The sequence below is a fragment of the Deltaproteobacteria bacterium genome (genome assembly GCA_019912665.1).
Lineage (GTDB): Bacteria > Desulfobacterota > GWC2-55-46 > GWC2-55-46 > GWC2-55-46 > UBA5799.
The window spans coordinates 324,406-340,388 of the sequence record JAIOIE010000006.1 but is presented as its reverse complement, the minus strand read 5'-3'; the positions used below and the strand labels follow the sequence as shown (position 1 = coordinate 340,388).

At 56.9% G+C, this 15,983-nt stretch carries 13 protein-coding genes; 8 read left to right on the top strand and 5 right to left on the bottom strand.

Features of this window, described 5'->3' with window-relative positions; translation table 11 throughout:
* From K8I01_01640 to K8I01_01625, 4 genes are all read right to left on the bottom strand, one after another.
* Positions 1-801, bottom strand: coding sequence for a metal ABC transporter permease (locus K8I01_01640; GenBank protein ID MBZ0219125.1), 801 nt, complete (start codon positions 799-801; stop codon positions 1-3).
* 172 nt (positions 802-973) lie between these two features.
* Positions 974-1,684: a metal ABC transporter ATP-binding protein gene (locus K8I01_01635; protein MBZ0219124.1), complete on the bottom strand. Its 711-nt coding sequence runs from the start codon at positions 1,682-1,684 to the stop codon at positions 974-976.
* Between the two features lie 35 nt (positions 1,685-1,719).
* Positions 1,720-2,685: a zinc ABC transporter substrate-binding protein gene (locus tag K8I01_01630; protein MBZ0219123.1), complete on the bottom strand. Its 966-nt coding sequence runs from the start codon at positions 2,683-2,685 to the stop codon at positions 1,720-1,722.
* 4 nt (positions 2,686-2,689) lie between these two features.
* Positions 2,690-3,124 (bottom strand): transcriptional repressor, encoded by a 435-nt coding sequence (locus K8I01_01625; protein MBZ0219122.1) that lies wholly within the window; start codon positions 3,122-3,124, stop codon positions 2,690-2,692.
* A 127-nt stretch (positions 3,125-3,251) separates the two neighbouring features.
* Here K8I01_01625 and K8I01_01620 point away from each other — a divergent pair, with 127 nt between their 5' ends.
* The 8 genes from K8I01_01620 (at position 3,252) to K8I01_01585 (ending at position 14,286) form a co-directional block, all read left to right on the top strand.
* Positions 3,252-3,896: a TetR/AcrR family transcriptional regulator gene (locus tag K8I01_01620; GenBank protein MBZ0219121.1), complete on the top strand. Its 645-nt coding sequence runs from the start codon at positions 3,252-3,254 to the stop codon at positions 3,894-3,896.
* A 3-nt stretch (positions 3,897-3,899) separates the two neighbouring features.
* Positions 3,900-5,228: a TolC family protein gene (locus K8I01_01615; protein MBZ0219120.1), complete on the top strand. Its 1,329-nt coding sequence runs from the start codon at positions 3,900-3,902 to the stop codon at positions 5,226-5,228.
* Between the two features lie 50 nt (positions 5,229-5,278).
* On the top strand, positions 5,279-6,427 hold the full coding sequence (locus tag K8I01_01610; protein ID MBZ0219119.1) for an efflux RND transporter periplasmic adaptor subunit: 1,149 nt from the start codon (positions 5,279-5,281) through the stop codon (positions 6,425-6,427).
* Positions 6,428-6,431: 4 nt separating this feature from the next.
* On the top strand, positions 6,432-9,521 hold the full coding sequence (locus K8I01_01605) for an efflux RND transporter permease subunit (GenBank protein MBZ0219118.1): 3,090 nt from the start codon (positions 6,432-6,434) through the stop codon (positions 9,519-9,521).
* 79 nt (positions 9,522-9,600) lie between these two features.
* Positions 9,601-10,578 (top strand): CapA family protein, encoded by a 978-nt coding sequence (locus tag K8I01_01600; protein ID MBZ0219117.1) that lies wholly within the window; start codon positions 9,601-9,603, stop codon positions 10,576-10,578.
* Between the two features lie 88 nt (positions 10,579-10,666).
* Positions 10,667-10,885, top strand: a complete 219-nt coding sequence (locus K8I01_01595; protein ID MBZ0219116.1) for a DUF1858 domain-containing protein — start codon at positions 10,667-10,669, stop codon at positions 10,883-10,885.
* Positions 10,886-11,762: 877 nt separating this feature from the next.
* Positions 11,763-13,142, top strand: a complete 1,380-nt coding sequence (locus K8I01_01590) for a sigma 54-interacting transcriptional regulator (protein ID MBZ0219115.1) — start codon at positions 11,763-11,765, stop codon at positions 13,140-13,142.
* Between the two features lie 145 nt (positions 13,143-13,287).
* Positions 13,288-14,286, top strand: coding sequence for a hydroxyacid dehydrogenase (locus K8I01_01585; protein MBZ0219114.1), 999 nt, complete (start codon positions 13,288-13,290; stop codon positions 14,284-14,286).
* A gap of 18 nt (positions 14,287-14,304) precedes the next feature.
* On the opposite strand, the gene K8I01_01580 is transcribed toward K8I01_01585, so the two are convergent.
* The gene (locus K8I01_01580; protein MBZ0219113.1) at positions 14,305-15,921 is read right to left on the bottom strand and encodes a DUF389 domain-containing protein; all 1,617 of its coding nucleotides are present in this window, start codon (positions 15,919-15,921) and stop codon (positions 14,305-14,307) included.
* Positions 15,922-15,983: the final 62 nt, after the last annotated feature.

Here is a 15,983-nt window from a genome sequence, read left to right as displayed (position 1 = left end):
CTATTCGGGCCTTTTGATGATAAAGGTCAGGAGAAAGATTATGAGCGCAACGAGGACAATGGTGCCGCCGCTTGCGAGATCGAGGTAGTACGATAGTGTCAGCCCGGAGACGACGGAGAGCAAAGAGAAGAATATCGAGAGGAAGATGGTGTTCCTGAAGCTCAGGCTGAACTGCTTCGCGCTCACGACGGGGATGACCATGAGCGCGCCTATGAGGAGTATCCCGACGATCCTCATTGAAAGCGAGATTGTGACCGCAGCCAGGACCACTATGAGGAGATTCAAGTTCCTGGCCCTCACCCCGCCGGCCTCGGCGAACTCTTCGTCAAACGACACGAGAAAGAATTCCTTGTAAAGCAGCGTTATCGCGAGTATGACCGCCACGAAGACGGCCGCGAGCATGTAGAGGTCCATCGGGCTAATTGTAGAGATGCTGCCAAAGAGGTAGCTCAGGAGGTCTACGTTCAGGCCCCTCGCGAGACTTATGATGACGACGGCCACGGCGAGGCTTCCGGAGAGGAATATCGCGAGCACTGACTCCGCGAAAAGGGACTTTATGCCCCTTAGCCTCTCGATCGCCACGGCCGCGAGCGTCGAGGCGGCAACCGCAGAGACGACAGGGTGGGAGTTGGTGAGGATGCCCACCGCTACCCCCACGAGCGAGACGTGGGCGAGCGTGTCTGCCATCAGGGCGTAGCGCCGCACCACGAGGAAGACCCCGATAAGCGGCACGATTATCGATATGAGGAGCCCCGCCGCAAAGGCCCTCCGCATGAACTCAAGCTCGAAAATTTCCGGCATTATTCAGTCCTTGATTTGACAAGTTGCTCAAAAACTCAAAATCACATTCAGGCTGCTCAAAAAGCTCAAGATGCAAGGAGTCGAAAAATGTGGAATGAGGCGTACTTCGTTTGTACGCCGCAATGATGAATTATGAAGGCGACACGGCAGATTGGGCTTTTTCAGCAGCCTGCTAATGGCCGTGCAGTATGAACTTGACCTTCTTCCCATAAAGCTCCTGCATGTATTCCTCGCTTATGAACTTCTTGGGCGAGCCGTGGCAGACGAGCCTCTTATTGAGGCAGAGGACCGATTTCACCTGATGGGCCACGACATCTATGTCGTGGGATATAAGTAGAACCGTTATCCCGAACTTCGCGTTCAGGTCTTCTATAAAGGAATAGAACTTCTCCTGCGAAGTCACGTCCACGCCCACGTCGGGCTCATCGAGTATCAGTATCCTGGGTTCGCTCGCAAGGGCCCGTGCAATGAAGACCCTCTGGCGCTCGCCGCCCGAGAGATGCCCGATCAGCTTGCCCCTGAACGCGGTCACGTCCGTTATCTCCATGGCTTTTTCAACGGCCTTCCTGTCCTCCCTGGAAAGCCATTTCAGAAGCCCCAGGCGGGCGGTCCTGCCGCTACGGACGATCTCCTCGACGGTTGCCGGGAAGTATATCTCCGAGATGGCGCGCTGCGGAACATATCCTATGAGATGCCGGTTCGTGAACCTCTGGACCGGCTCCTCGTAGATGCGGACCTCGCCGCCTGTCGGCCTCAGTAGCCCCAATATTATCTTGAAAAGGGTCGTCTTCCCGCCGCCGTTCGGCCCGATTATGCCCAGGTACTCGCCTTCCTCGACGCTGAAGGTGATGTTTTCGAGGACGGTCGTGCCGTTAAAGCTCATGGATACTTCCCTGACCTCTATGCAGTTCCTTTTTGTCATTTGCAGTCGAGGGCTTCCCTAAGGTTCTTGAGGTTCTCTCTCATTATGGATAGGTAGTCGGCCCCGGCCATGTCCTCCTCCCTGGTAAGCCCCTCCACGGGGTTAAGGACGAGTATACCGGCCCCGGTCTCCCTCGCTATGGCCTCGGCGATCCGGGGGCTTCCGAAGGGCTCGGTGAAGACGTGCCTGATGCCCCTGTCCTTCATGGCCCTCGAAATAACGGCTATGCGCCTCGGTGAGGGCTCTTCGCCTGAAAATACCCCTGTTGCCGGGATGATATCCAGATTATACCTCTCTCCAAGATAGCCGTATGCATCGTGCGATACCACTATCTCCCGTAGGGCGCAGTCCTTAAGCCCTGCCTTGAATTCCTTGTCGAGCTCCAGAAGCCTATCAGTGTACGCGGCGGCCTGGGCGCCGTAGTACGGCCCGTTTTCATGGTCAACTGCCGTCAGGCTCTCCTTCATGATCTCCACGAGACGGGTGGCCAGGACCGGGTCGAGCCAGACATGCGGGTCAAAAGGGCCGTGGTCGTGTCCATCATTTTCCTCATGGTCGTGCCCTTCGTGGCCGTCCTCATGGCCGGTTTCAGTTTCCATCTTGAAGCGCTCGGCTATTTCGACTGTCATGGCCCCGGAATCACTTACGGAGGGGGCGATCCTTTCGGCCCATGAATCGAATCCGCCTCCCATGTAGACGAAGACGGCCGAGTCCATCGCAGTCCTTATATCCCTGGGCGTCGGCTCGAAATCGTGAGCATCCACGCCCGCGGGTGTGATGGTGTGGACCGTTACCCTTTCTCCGCCGGTCTTCTCAAGGAAGTGGGCGAGGGGATAGATGCTCGCCGCGGCCCTTATCCTGCCGTCGTCCTCGATGGGGGATTCGCGCCTCAAGTGCAGTAAAAAGGCCCCGATCGCCGCGATGACTAATATTACAGTAAAAAAGATTATGTTCCTTAGCATGTCTTCACCTGCACCCCTGGCATAAGCCGACGAATTCGAGGGAGTGATTAAGCACCGTGAACCCGGTCGATTCGAGTATCCGCCGCTCCTCCTCTTCCAGGTCCCCCTCAAGCACTATGTCCTCCACTTTCCGGCACTTCACGCAAATCAGGTGATGGTGGTGCTCGCCGCCCGCAAGCTCGTACCTCTTCACCCTCTCGTGCAGGAACCGTATCTCCTTTATGATGCCGTGCTCCTCGAGAAAGGCGAGTTCCCTGTAAACGGTCGTCTTGTTTGCGGCCGTATCCTTATCCTTAGACAGGAGGGCGCCTATTATGTCGGACGCGGAAAGTGGCAGGCCCCGCTTAAGGAATATCTCTACGATGGCCTTCCTTACGCGTGTGAGCCTGAACCCCCGGCCTGCAATTTCCGATAGTATGCGGTCCAGATCCCTTTGCATGTGATTGAGTGTAATGCAACTTAGTTGCAGGTGTCAACCGTCTTCTCGGATTTTTTTGCGGCGCCCCTTGACAACGTCCCGTGCCCGGAGTATAGTAAGCACTCACTTACCTGAGGGGTTCCGCAGAATGAACACATTATCCGGGCAGAAGCAAAGGCCGGCGCCTCCGCGCCAGAGGATGAGCGGGGAGGAGCGGAAGGCACAGATCGTCCGCGTGGCAACCGACCTCTTCGCCAGGGAGGGCTTCAAGGGCGCGACCACCCGCGAGATAGCCAGAAAGGCCGGCATAAGCGAGGCGGTAATCTACAAGCACTTCTCAAGGAAAGAGGACCTCTACAAGGCGATAATAGACTCGAGGTGCTCGAACCCTGGAGGGGAGCCTCGCCTTCTTTCCATGCTCAAGGGGAAGGAAGGAAAAGACGTATTCGTCATAATAGCCTCTTTTCTCCTTGAGGAGCACAGGCGCGACTCCTCGTTCCTGCGCCTCCTCATGTACAGTGCGCTCGAGCAGCAGTCCCTTTCCGAGCTTTTCATAAATACGCGTGGCCTTGAGTTCCTGGGCTTCCTCGAATCGCACATACAGTCGCTCATAAAGAAGGGCGGCATGAGGAAGGTCGACCCCGCGCTCGCGGCAAGGGCCTTCATCGGCATGGTCGAGCATTACAGCATAGCGCAGGAGCTGTATGGCGCTAAAAGCTTCTTTTCGAGACCGGAGCGGAAGGTCGTTGAGACCTTCGTGGACATATTTCTGAACGGCATGAAGAGGAGGTAGCCAATGGCTTTTGGCGATAACCCGGGAGGTCCGGGCCGCTTATCCGCGGCCCTGTTAGTCCTGGCAGTTTTCTTTCTTGCCGCCGCAGGCGGCGCAAAGGCCGATGAAAGGACACTGACCCTTGAGGAGGCACGGAAGCTCGCAATTGAGAACCACGAGCGTGTCGCCATAGCCGGCGAGGGTGTGGAGCAGGCCAGGGCCGACCTCCGGAAGGCAACTTCCAGGATACTCCCGAACATCACGGCTGAGGGGAGCTACACGAGGTACACCGAGGAGAAGGGCACTGACAGCTTCATCATACAGCCGAGGGAAAGCACCTCCGCCGAACTCAGGCTTACGCAGCCGCTTTACTCCGGCGGCAGGGAATGGGCGACACGGAGGCAGGCAAGGCTACAGATACGGAGCAGGGTCGAGGGGGTCGAAGGGGCAAGAGAAGACATAGTCCGCGAGACATCCTACCACTACTACGGCGTGCTCAAGGCTGAGAGGGACGTGGAGATCAAGTCCGCGGCATTGAGGCGAGCCGAGGAGAGACTGGAGGTCGCGGAGGCGCGGCTCAGGGTCGGGGACGTCACGAGGTCGGCCGTCCTCCGGGCCGAGGCGGAGAGGGCAGGGGCCGAGGCCGAGCTTATCAGGTCGAGGAACGGCCTTCTTAACGCGTTGGCGCTCCTCAGGCGGGTCACGGGCCTAGAAGGCGTTTCCTTGAAAGTGCTCGAGCCTGAGCGTCTCCCCACGGAGGAGCGGAGCGCTTCCGCGCTCGTCGAGACGGCGCTCGATGAAAGGACCGATTACTCGCAGAGGCTCCTCGAAGAGAGGGCGGCCGGCGAGGGCATCACCATAGCGCGCGCTGGCTTCAAGCCGTCCCTGAGGCTAGAGGGGCTCCTCCTCTGGCGTGAGCAGGAGCCTGCGACCACCTTCTTCCAGGAGGATAGCGCATCCGCCACCTTGCGTCTCACCTATCCGCTCTTCGAGGGCTTTCTACGGAAGGCCGAGCTTTCAGAGGCGCGAAGCCGGCTACGCGAGGCGGAATTGAGGAGGCTCGGACTACGGCGTGATATCCAGGTCCAGATAACGGAGGCGCTCAATAACATAAAGGCCATCGAGGCCCTTACGGAGTCGTTCAGGCGGCAGCTCGCCTTTGCCGAGGAGGACTACAAGATGGTCTTCGAGCAGTTCAGGTTCGGGGTCGCGACTACACTCGACGTCATCGACTCCGAGAACACGCTCGTAACCGCCCAGAGCGCCCTCGCAAACGCCGTCTACGACCTTGAGCTCGCGAAGATGGACTTGCAGTATCTGACGGGCACCCTTGTCGAGGAGCGCCAGAGATAATCCGGGGAGGCTCCGGGCCTGCCCATAAATTTTTTCGGGGGATTTCCATTATGAGTTTCCGTTTAAGATTCTTTGTCATTACAGCGGCAGTTGCGGTCTTTTCCTTGCAGGGCTGCTCCGGCAAGGAGGCCCCGCAAGGGCAGGCCCGGAACGGACCGCAAAAGGAAGCCGCGGCCATAAAGATAAGCGTCGGCACCATAGAAGCCCGGACAGTCGAAAGAAAGGTCGAGACTACCGGCACCCTATCCGGGTGGGACGAGACAGTCGTATCAGCCGAGTCGCCGGGTAAGGTCGTCGAGATAAAGGCGGACCTTGGCGACAGGGTCAAAAAAGGCGATATACTGGCCGTCCTTGACCGGACCGAGTCCGCCCTTCTCCTCGACCAGGCCAGGGCGGCCCACCAGACGAGTTTAAAGGCGCTTCTTCGCGAGCAGGCAAGGCTCGATGAGGCCAGGACCAATCACGGCAGGTACGATGAGCTCTTCAAGAGGGAAATGGTTTCCGCCTCCCAGTATGACGATATGAAGACGCGTCTTGAGGTGGCTGCCGCCCAGTTCCATCAGGCAGAGGCCGCCTCGGAGGAGGCCTCCGCAAGGCTCAGGCTAGCGGAGAAGAGGCTTGCCGATACGGCCATAAGGTCGCAGATGGACGGGGAGGTCGCAAAACGGGCCATATCCGAAGGTGAGTACATAAACGACAAGGCCGAGACCTTTACGATAGTCTCGACAGCTACCCTCAAATTCAGGGGCACGGTATCGGAGACGAGCGTCCCGATGGTGAGGCCGGGCCAGGCGGTGAGGATAACCGTCGAGGCATACAGGGACAGGGCCTTTGACGGGAAGATAACGAGAGTGAGCCCGTCTGTCGATTCAAAGACCCGCACACTGGAGGTCGAGGCATCGGTCCCCAATACCGGAGGCGAGCTCAAGCCCGGCTTTTTCGCGAAGGGCGTCATTGCGACCAACAGGGAATCCGGCGTGGCTTTCGCGCCAGAGGTGGCGGTCTACTCCTTTATCGGCATAAACAAGGTCTTCCTGGTCGAGGAGGACGGCACCGTCAGGGAGAGGGCCGTTACCATCGGGGCGAAGGACGGCGGGATGGTGGAGATAATCGGGCAGGATATCGCTCCGGGCCGCAAGGTCGCCACATCGAACCTGGCGGGCCTCTTCGACGGCGCGAAGGTCAAGGTAGAGGATTAAGAAGATGCGTTTATACGAGATTTGCATAAGAAGGCCGGTCTTCGCCACCATGCTCATATTGAGCCTGGTGGTCATGGGGCTTGCCTCGTACCGCGACCTCGGGCTCGATCTCTTCCCCAAGGTCGAGCTCCCGACGGTTACCGTTACGACCAGGCTCGAAGGCGCAAGCCCCGAGGAGATAGAGAGCCAGATAACCAAGCCCATCGAGGAAGCCGTAAACACGATAAACGGCATGGACGAGCTCCGCTCGACCACGATAGAAGGGCAATCGCAGGTCTTCGCCACATTCATTTTAGAGAAGAACATCGACATCGCGGCGAACGAGGTGAGGGACAGGGTCTCAGGGATGCTCTCGCAGCTCCCGCCCGGGACCGAGCAGCCGGTAATAGAGAAATTCGACCCGGATTCGGCCCCCATAATCTCGATAGTCGTCTCAGGGCAGCGCTCCGCCAGGGAGGTCACCGAGATAGCCGATAAGAAGATAAAGCGCCAGCTCGAGGCCGTAAAGAACGTCGGCGCCATAACGCTGGTCGGCGACAGGAGCCGTGAGATACAGATCGTCGTTGACCCGGACAGGCTCACGGCCTACGGACTCTCCATAGCCGAGGTAGGCGCGGCCATAAGGCGGCAGAACGTGGAGGTGCCGGGCGGAAGGCTCACATGGGAGTCAACGGAGCAGGGCCTCCGGACAATGGGGCGCATAGAGTCGGTACGCGATTTCGAGGGCCTCATCGTCGCTGACCGGAAGGGGGCCCCGGTCCGCGTAAAGGACATCGCGCGCGTTCTCGACACCGAGGAGGAGCCGAGGACTATTTCCCGGCTCGACGGCAAGAGCGCGGTATCGCTCCTCATACGGAAGCAGTCCGGGACCAATACCGTCGAGGTCATAGACAGGGTAAAGGAGAAGATACAGGAGATCGAGACGGCCCTGCCCGCCGATATCCAGATGCAGGTCGTCATAGACCAGTCCAGGTTCATAAAGAAGGCCATAAGCCAGGTCGAGGAGCACCTAGTGCTCGGCGGGCTGCTGGCGAGCGTCATCATACTTATATTCATCCGCAACTGGCGGGCCGCGCTCATCGCCGCCATAGCCATTCCGGCCTCGCTAATTTCAACGTTCACGATAATGAAGTATTTCGGGTTCACGCTCAACAACATGACCCTCTTAGCCCTGACCGTCTGCACGGGCATCGTAATAGACGATGCCATAATCGTGCTTGAGAACATATTCAGGCACATGGAGGAGGAAGGTAAGCCGCCCCTTCAGGCCGCGATAGAAGGTACGCGTGAGATAGTCCTGCCAGTCATGGCTACGACCCTTTCGCTTGTCGTCATATTCCTCCCCATAGCGTTCATGCAGGGGACAGTGGGGCTCTTCTGGAAGAGCTTCGGCTTGACCGCCGCCTTCGCAATCATGATATCGCTCCTTGTGGCAATGTCCCTGACCCCAATGCTCTCATCGAGGTTCTTGAAGGTCAGCGAGGGCAAGGCCGCATCGAGGGACTCGAAACTATATTCCATGATGGAGGGGGCCTATCTAAAGCTCCTCGCCTGGTGCCTCCGGCACAGGGCCGTGGTCATGGTTACGGCCCTCGCAATACTCGTGTCGGTTGTGCCTCTCTCCAAGCTTTCCAATTTCGAGTTTCTCGCAGAGGACGACATGAGCGAATTCGAGGTCATAGTCGAGACACCGCCCGGCTCGTCGCTTGACAGGAGCTCCGAGATACTCGCCGGGGTCGAGGAGAGGATACGGTCGATACCCGAGGTCGAGCATACGTTCACCACCATCGGAGTCCGCGGGCAGTACCGGACGAACGTAACCGACTCTTCCATCTATGTCGGCCTTAAGCCCCTTGATGAGAGGGAGCGGAACCAGAAGGAGCTAATGCAGGAGGCAAGGCGCTCGCTTGGCGACATGGAGGGACTCAGGGTGAGCGTCCAGAACATAAACCTCGTCTCAGGCGGCGGTTTCAGGGCAACGCCCTTCAATATGGTCCTCAGGGGCCCGGAGCTCGATAAGCTCGACGAATACTCGGGGGAGATAATAAGCCGCTTGAAGGCCATACCGGGCTTTGTGGACACGGACACAGGGCAGGCGCTCAAGCACCCGGAACTGCAGGTGCACATAGACAGGCAGAAGGCCTCGGACCTGGGCGTGAGCGTCGAGGCCGTGGCTACGAGCCTCCGGACCATGGTCGGCGGCGAGAAGGTCTCGCTTTTCAGGGAGAAGGACGAGCAGTATAACGTGAGGCTCCGGATAGCCGGGGACAAGAGAAAGGACGCTGGCTCTATTTACTCCCTTACCGTCCCCGGCTCGGGGGGCATGCTGGTGAACCTCGACAACATCGCCGAACTGAGGCCCGGCTCAAGTCCCGGACAGATAGACCGTTACGCCCTGGGAAGGCAGATAACGATCGTATCCAACCTCCACGGCAAGCCGCTCGGCGAGGCGGTCGACGACTCCAACCGCGTAGTGAGGGAGATGAATATGTCCCCGGAGTACGCGACCACCTTCCTCGGCATGGGTAAGCTCATGGCAGAGGCCTTCAAGAACTTCATGATAGCCTTCGTCCTGAGCATTATTTTTATCTACATGGTGCTCGCGGCCCAGTTCGAGAGCTTTACGCACCCGGTGAGCATAATGTCGTCGATATTCCTCGCCATACCCTTCGGCATTCTGAGCCTCATAATCTCCGGCAACACCATAAACATCTATAGCGTCATGGGCATGTTCATCCTCATAGGCGTTGTCAAGAAGAACGGCATTCTGCAGGTCGATTATACAAATACCCTCCGGGCGCGCGGCATGGGCAAGTTCGAGGCTCAGATGCAGGCCAACAAGGTAAGGCTCCGTCCCATCCTCATGACCACACTCTCGATAGTGGCCGCCATGCTGCCTGTCACCCTCGGCAAGGGCGACGGCTCCGCTGCCAGGGCCTCGATGGCGGTGGTCATAGTCGGCGGGCAGATGCTCTCGCTTGTAGTTACGCTCGTCGTCGTGCCGGTCGCCTACTCCGTCTTCGACGACTTGAAAATCCCGGCATTCCTCAAGACCGTAAGGCTCCCGTGGAAAAAGAGCGCTGCGGAGGCCTGATGGCTCCTTGACATCCTCGTCCCTGCGGATGAAACTCTAAGAGACCGCTTGAGCTGAAATGCGGTCGCGGAGGGACGCCATGAAGGTCCTTTTCGTGGGCGATGTGATGCTCGGGCGACTCGTTAACCGGGAGCTCGGAAGGAGAAGGCCGGAATACCCATGGGGCGACACGCTCCCGGTCTTCAAGGGCTCGGACGCCCGCATAATTAACCTCGAATGCGTGATATCGGACAGGGGCGAGCCCTGGTCGATCACCCACAAAGCCTTCCATTTCAGGACCGATTCAAAAAATATAAGCGTTTTGCGGGCCGCCGGGATAGACGCGGTCTCCATAGCCAACAACCATTCGCTGGACTACGGTTTCGGAGCGCTCGTTGACATGCTCGATGCGCTGGATGCGGCAGGCATAAAGCGCGCAGGCGCGGGAAGAAATCTGGAAGAGGCCGCTTCACCCGCGTTTTTCGAGGTAAATGGAAAATGGTGCGCGCTCATGGCGTTCACCGACAACGAGCCCGAATGGGAAGCAGGGCCCGAGAGCCCCGGTGTATATTACGTCCCGGTGGATGTTGACGACAGCCGGGCAGAGGCGCTCTTCGAAAGGGTCAGGGACGCTAGGAAGAAGGCCGACTTCCTCGTCGTCTCGGCCCACTGGGGGCCGAACTGGGGCTACAGGCCGCGCCCGAACCACAGGCCTTTCGGCAGGAAGCTCCTTGAGATCGGCGCCCATCTGGTATTCGGCCATTCCTGCCATGTCTTCCAGGGCATCGAGTTCCATCACGGCGGCGCGCTCATCTACAGCTCGGGGAACTTCATAGACGACTACGCCGTGGACGAGGCCGAACGGAATGACGAATCTTTCATATTCACGACTGATTTTGACGGGAGGGTCAGGTCTATTGAACTCCGGCCCACTGTCATTGACGAGTTCAGCGCGCATATGGCAGCTTCGCCAAGGGCAGAGCTTATAGCGGCGAAGATGAAGAATCTCTGCGGTGAGATGGGGAGCGTGGCTGAATGGGATGAGGAGATGGGGGCTCTTAAGGTCGTCCCCCGGTAGCGCTTGTCTTTTCATGACGGAAATCATATAATTACCAAAGAAAATCAAATAACATAATCTCGAAGATTAATATAATAAGGAGGACTACATGCCAGAGATAACCGGCCATATGACCACAGGAGAGGTCACAACGAGATGGCCTTCGACCAAAGAGGTCTTCTCGAAACACTTCGGCACTGGCTGCTTTACCTGCCCGGCTTTCGGTGGCGAGCCCATTTCGATGGCCTGCGCAATGCACTCGACCGATGTGAATATGTTCGTCTCTGAGCTTATCGAGGCTGCAAAAAAGGACGAGGCGAACGTATAGGCCTCTAAAATATCCGAACTATCCATCGGGGCGGCATATGATTGCCGCCCCGTTTTTTTTGCCCATGCCAGTGTAAGCGGTTTCCTCTGCTCTCAATCATTTCTCCAGAAACCAGTTCGGTCCAGTCCACTACTGACATATTATTTGTCAAAAATACCTGCCAAGGGGTATTTTATTCCGGTAGAAGCATTTGATGTTTCAAAATTAAAATATGTTTCATAGTGGAACGTATTCTTAAGTGGTTGATTTTATTATTTAAAATATTGCCACGTTTGCTGAGGTGCCATTTATGAAACACGTTAAGCATTTAGTGTCTTTTTTCGGTCATTAAAAAAAAGCAATAATTCCGCAGTGTTATCTGTGGCACAGCGATTTGGCACGGATTTTGTATAATAAACTCAACGTAACGAACTCCCTGAAAAGGAGCATTAGATGAGAACCGGATACCTCGCCCTTGATTATTTAGCCTTTGCCCTCGGGCTTATCGCGATCACGCTACTCTCATTTGAGCGTGTAGGCAGGGGGCTTTTTTAACGGTTTTCAGGCGGAGTTTTTGCCTCGGGTCCTGAAAGGAGGGCGAAATGAAGAAAGCATACATAGCCGATATTATTGGCTTCACGATATTGATGGGAATAGCAATGACAATAGCGCTCAGGTAACGCGCCAAATAGTCCGCTAAAAAAGAGTATACCGAACCGGGATATCCCTTCAAATTCCGCACATTTCCCGCCAAATCCTTCCAACCCTGCCAGGCAATACCGGTAAGCCTGGCAGGGATTTTTTCTTTCTGTTTCAAATCTTTACGACGTTTCCTTATTGAAACAAATCAATTGAACCCTCTGCACTGAAATCGTATAATCCATTCAGGAGAAAAGGAATGGAGAGCGAAAAATTAAGGCTTGCCGGCAATAATGATGCCGTCCACAAGTACATAGAGCTCAATAGCGATGCCATCCTTAATAGCATCGCCGACGGCGTGGTCGTCATAGGACTCAACCACGAGATACTCTTCATAAACAGGGCCGCTAGGGAGATATTCGGGAAGGTCGGGCTTAAGGATTTCTCAAGGGGCGGCAAATGCAGCGGCATGATAGGGCACACGAGCTGCGCCTTCGACTGCGTTATAAACAGGACCATAAAGTCGGGCGAGCACCTTTACAACTACGAGGTGACGCTCGGAAGGGGCGATAGAAAAGTCACTCTAAGCATAAATACGGCGCTCTTGAAGGACGAGGACGGGAAGATAATAGGCGGCCTCGAGATATTCAGGGACACCTCGCTTATTAAAGAGCTCCGGGACGAAATAAAGGGTAAATACTCCTTCGAGAACATAATCGGCAAGAACTACCGGATGCACGAGGTATTCGAGCTCTTGAAAGAGGTCGCGCCGACGAGGGCGACGGTCCTAATAGAAGGCGAGACCGGCACAGGGAAGGAGCTTATAGCGAACGCCATCCACCACAACTCCCCCAGGTGCGCCGGGCCTTTCGTGAAGGTAAATTGCGCGGCCCTTTCAGAGGGGATTCTAGAAAGCGAGCTATTCGGCCATGTTAAGGGGGCCTTCACTGGCGCCATAGCCGACAAGCCCGGCCGTTTCGAGCTTGCGGACGGCGGCACCATCTTCCTCGACGAGGTCGGCGACATAACCCCGCACACGCAGGTGAAGCTCCTTCGGGTCCTTCAGGAAGGGGAATTCGAGAGGGTGGGTGGCACCAAGACCATCAAGGTAGACGTGCGGGTGGTCACAGCGACCAACAAGGATTTGAAGGCCCTCGTTGAAAAAGGCGAGTTCAGGGAGGACCTCTTCTACAGGCTGAAGGTCGTGCCCGTGAGGCTCCCGGCCCTTCGGGAGCGGAAGGACGACATACCTCTCCTCGTAAAGTACTTCATCGGGAAATTCAACCGTGAGATGGGGATGGAAGTCCGCCACGTATCCCCGGCCGCCATGGAATTATTGATGGAGTACGGCTATCCGGGGAACATCCGCGAGCTCGAGCACATAATCGAGCACGCGTTCGTGAGATGCCAGGGCAACACCATAAACCCCGAGCACCTGCCGAAAGACCTCCATGCAAGGGGGCTCGTTGAAAAAGCCATGAGCACCGACGAGCCCATGAAGGCGCTCGAGCGCGAGGTGATACTAAAGGCACTTGGCGAGACCGGATGGAGGTTCAACGAGAGCGCCCGGAAGCTCAAGATGAGCAGGACAACGCTCTGGAGGAGGATAAAGGAGCTTGGGATAGAGAAGCCCGCCTGAACTGATTTAACCGTATTGCTCTGACACCCGCCAGTCCGGTTTTCCCCGGCAGTTTCAATCCCGTATTACCCTGCATATAGCCCCACTTGACATATCGGCTCCCCGGGAAAAGAATCAACTATGCCGGAAAACGGGAGGGCTTAAAATGAAGCTCGCCGTCTTCGAGGTCGAGGAATGGGAAAGGCCGTCTTTCGAGCGTCTGGACTCGGGCCATGACATAAGGTTTACGAACGAGCCGCTTACGGATGAGAACGCGGGCCCGTATACCGACTTCGAGGTCATATCCACTTTTATCTGGTCCGAGCTCGACAGGAAGACCTTGAGCCGGTTCAGGAACCTCCGGCACATAGCCACGCGCTCGACAGGATACGACCATATAGACACGGCCTATTGCGCTGAAAGAGGCATAAGCGTATCGAACGTACCCACATATGGCGACAACACGGTCGCGGAGCACGTCTTTGGGCTTCTGCTTGCGATAAGCCACAACCTCGTCGACGCGGTGGAGAGGACGCGGAGGGGGGACTTCTCACAGCAGGGGCTCCGGGGGTTCGATCTCAAGGGAAAGACCATAGGTGTACTCGGCACCGGGAGCATAGGAAGGTACGTGATAGACATAGCCAAGGGCTTCCACATGGAGGTTCTTGCCTTCGACCTCCATCCCAGGGAAGACCTTGCCAGGAGGATCGGTTTCAAGTACGTCTCGCTCGAAGAGGCCCTTCGGAAATCCGATGTCATAACGCTCCACATACCGGCGATACCGGAGACCTATCATTTCCTTTCGGACAGGGAGTTCGCGATGATGAAGGAGGGCGTGGTCATAATAAATACTGCAAGGGGCATACTCATAGACATACAGGCCCTCTTAAGGGCCATCACCAGCGGCAAGGTGGCTGCCGTCGGGCTGGACGTCCTGCCTGAGGAGCCTACCATCAGGGAGGAGGCGGAGCTCCTCCGGTCAATAGCCCAGAAAAAGCCGCTCGACGTACTCCTCGCCGGGCACATACTCCTTCGCCTCCGTAACGTCCTCATTACCCCGCACAGCGCCTTCAATACCAAAGAGGCAGTCCAGAGAATCCTCGACACCACTATCGAGAATATCGCGGCGTTTGAGAAAGGCGAGGCAAGGAACAAGGTAGCCTGATTGTCTATGGGGCAGGTGTCAATCGCCGCTTACGACCTTTATGCTGACCAGAGGCGCGGCCGATTTGCCTGGCGCGGCAGTGATTACGATATTGCCTGCGGGTATCCCGTGTTTCTCGACCAGTACGGCCTTGACCTTCTCGGCCCTCTGGAGTGCCAGCTTCTTTCTTGTCTTGGAGCTGTCCGTCGAGGACTGGCGGGCCTCTATCCTGACCATGAGCCGGGGTTGGCGCGAGAGTATCTCGCTTACGGTCCTGAGCGCGCTATTTAAACCGTCCGATGCGAACGACTTCTCGTCGGGGAGGGTTATGGGGTCGAGGAGGGGTTGCGTCTCGATCGTCAGCGCCACGGGCGCGCCGAGCGCCTCGGATACCAGCTTTTCGAGCCACAGCGCCTCATCCGGGGTGAAGGGCGAATCGCGCCTGACCTTCATGAAGACCTGTAAAGCCCCGCTGCCGTGCTTCCGCCCGAGATAGAACTCAGATACCCTGTAGGGGCTCAGTATCCTTTCCGCCGAATTTACGGCATTGCCCAGCGCGAGCGAGGCTGCCTCCATCTCCTTTTTCGGGTCGGGCTTGGGCTGGGTGAGCCCCGCAATGGAGGCCGGGACCACGGGCTTTAGCCCTCCGGCTTGCATGAGGACCTGCTCGATATCCAGTATTATATCCCTGCCGAGCGCCGCCTCAATGGACTTCTCGGCCTCGGCTATCTGGCCCTCCTCCAGGTATTTGGTCGTGTTTATCGCGGCCCTTACCCTGAGCGCGTCATCCAGTTCCCTGTAATCGAAGGTGGAGAGGTATGATACCTTTTCAGTGTCGAATGCGCGCTTGAGGGCCGCACTTATGCCGCTCCTGAGCCTTATCTCCGAAAGCGAGACGTGAAGGGTGTAAAGGAGCGGTATCGAGATCACGAAGAGTATCGCGCCGAGCGCGGCTATCCTCTTCTTGAGCTGGTAGACGTCTATTTCGGCGAGCACTCCGGGCCTGAAGCCGTATACGAAAAAGACGATGCAGGTGCTTATGATAATGGCCACGAAGTTCGTGAAAAAGAGGAAAAAGCCGCCGAGCGCGATGGAGAAGTTGGCGCTCCCGAGCCCGAACCCGGCGACGCTCAAGGGCGGGATTACCGCGGTCGCTATGGCTACGCCCGGCACTATGGTTATGTAGTTCCTTTTAGTGCAGATGGCTATTGCTCCGACGAGGCCCGCAAGGAAGGCGACTACAAGGTCGTAGAGGTTGGGCCGCGTCCTCGCGAGTATCTCCTGCGTGACCTCGTTCAGGGGAGAAAGCCAGGTGGCAAAAGCGGCTACCGCGATTGTAGCGGCAACACTCTTAACGATAGTCGAGAAGGCCTTCCTGCCGATGGCCTCGTTGCCGGTTATGAAAGCGAAGCCGCTGCTGAGTATCGGCCCCATTAGGGGGGAAATGAGCATGGCGCCGATTATGACGGCCGTGTTGTTCGTGATGAGGCCAGTAAGGGCGATGAGGTTCGCAATGGTGAGTACGAGGAAGTAGCCCGCTGTTATGTCAACCTCCTGGTATACGGTCTTCATGACCGATGCCTGGTTGACCTCGGCGGCCTTCTTATGGAGCCATTCCTTTATAAGGCCTATGGCCTTGAGCTTTAAAAGATCCACGGCACCCGTCCCTTTCAATTCCGTACAACGGAATATATCAAAAAGACGGGCATTTTGTCCAT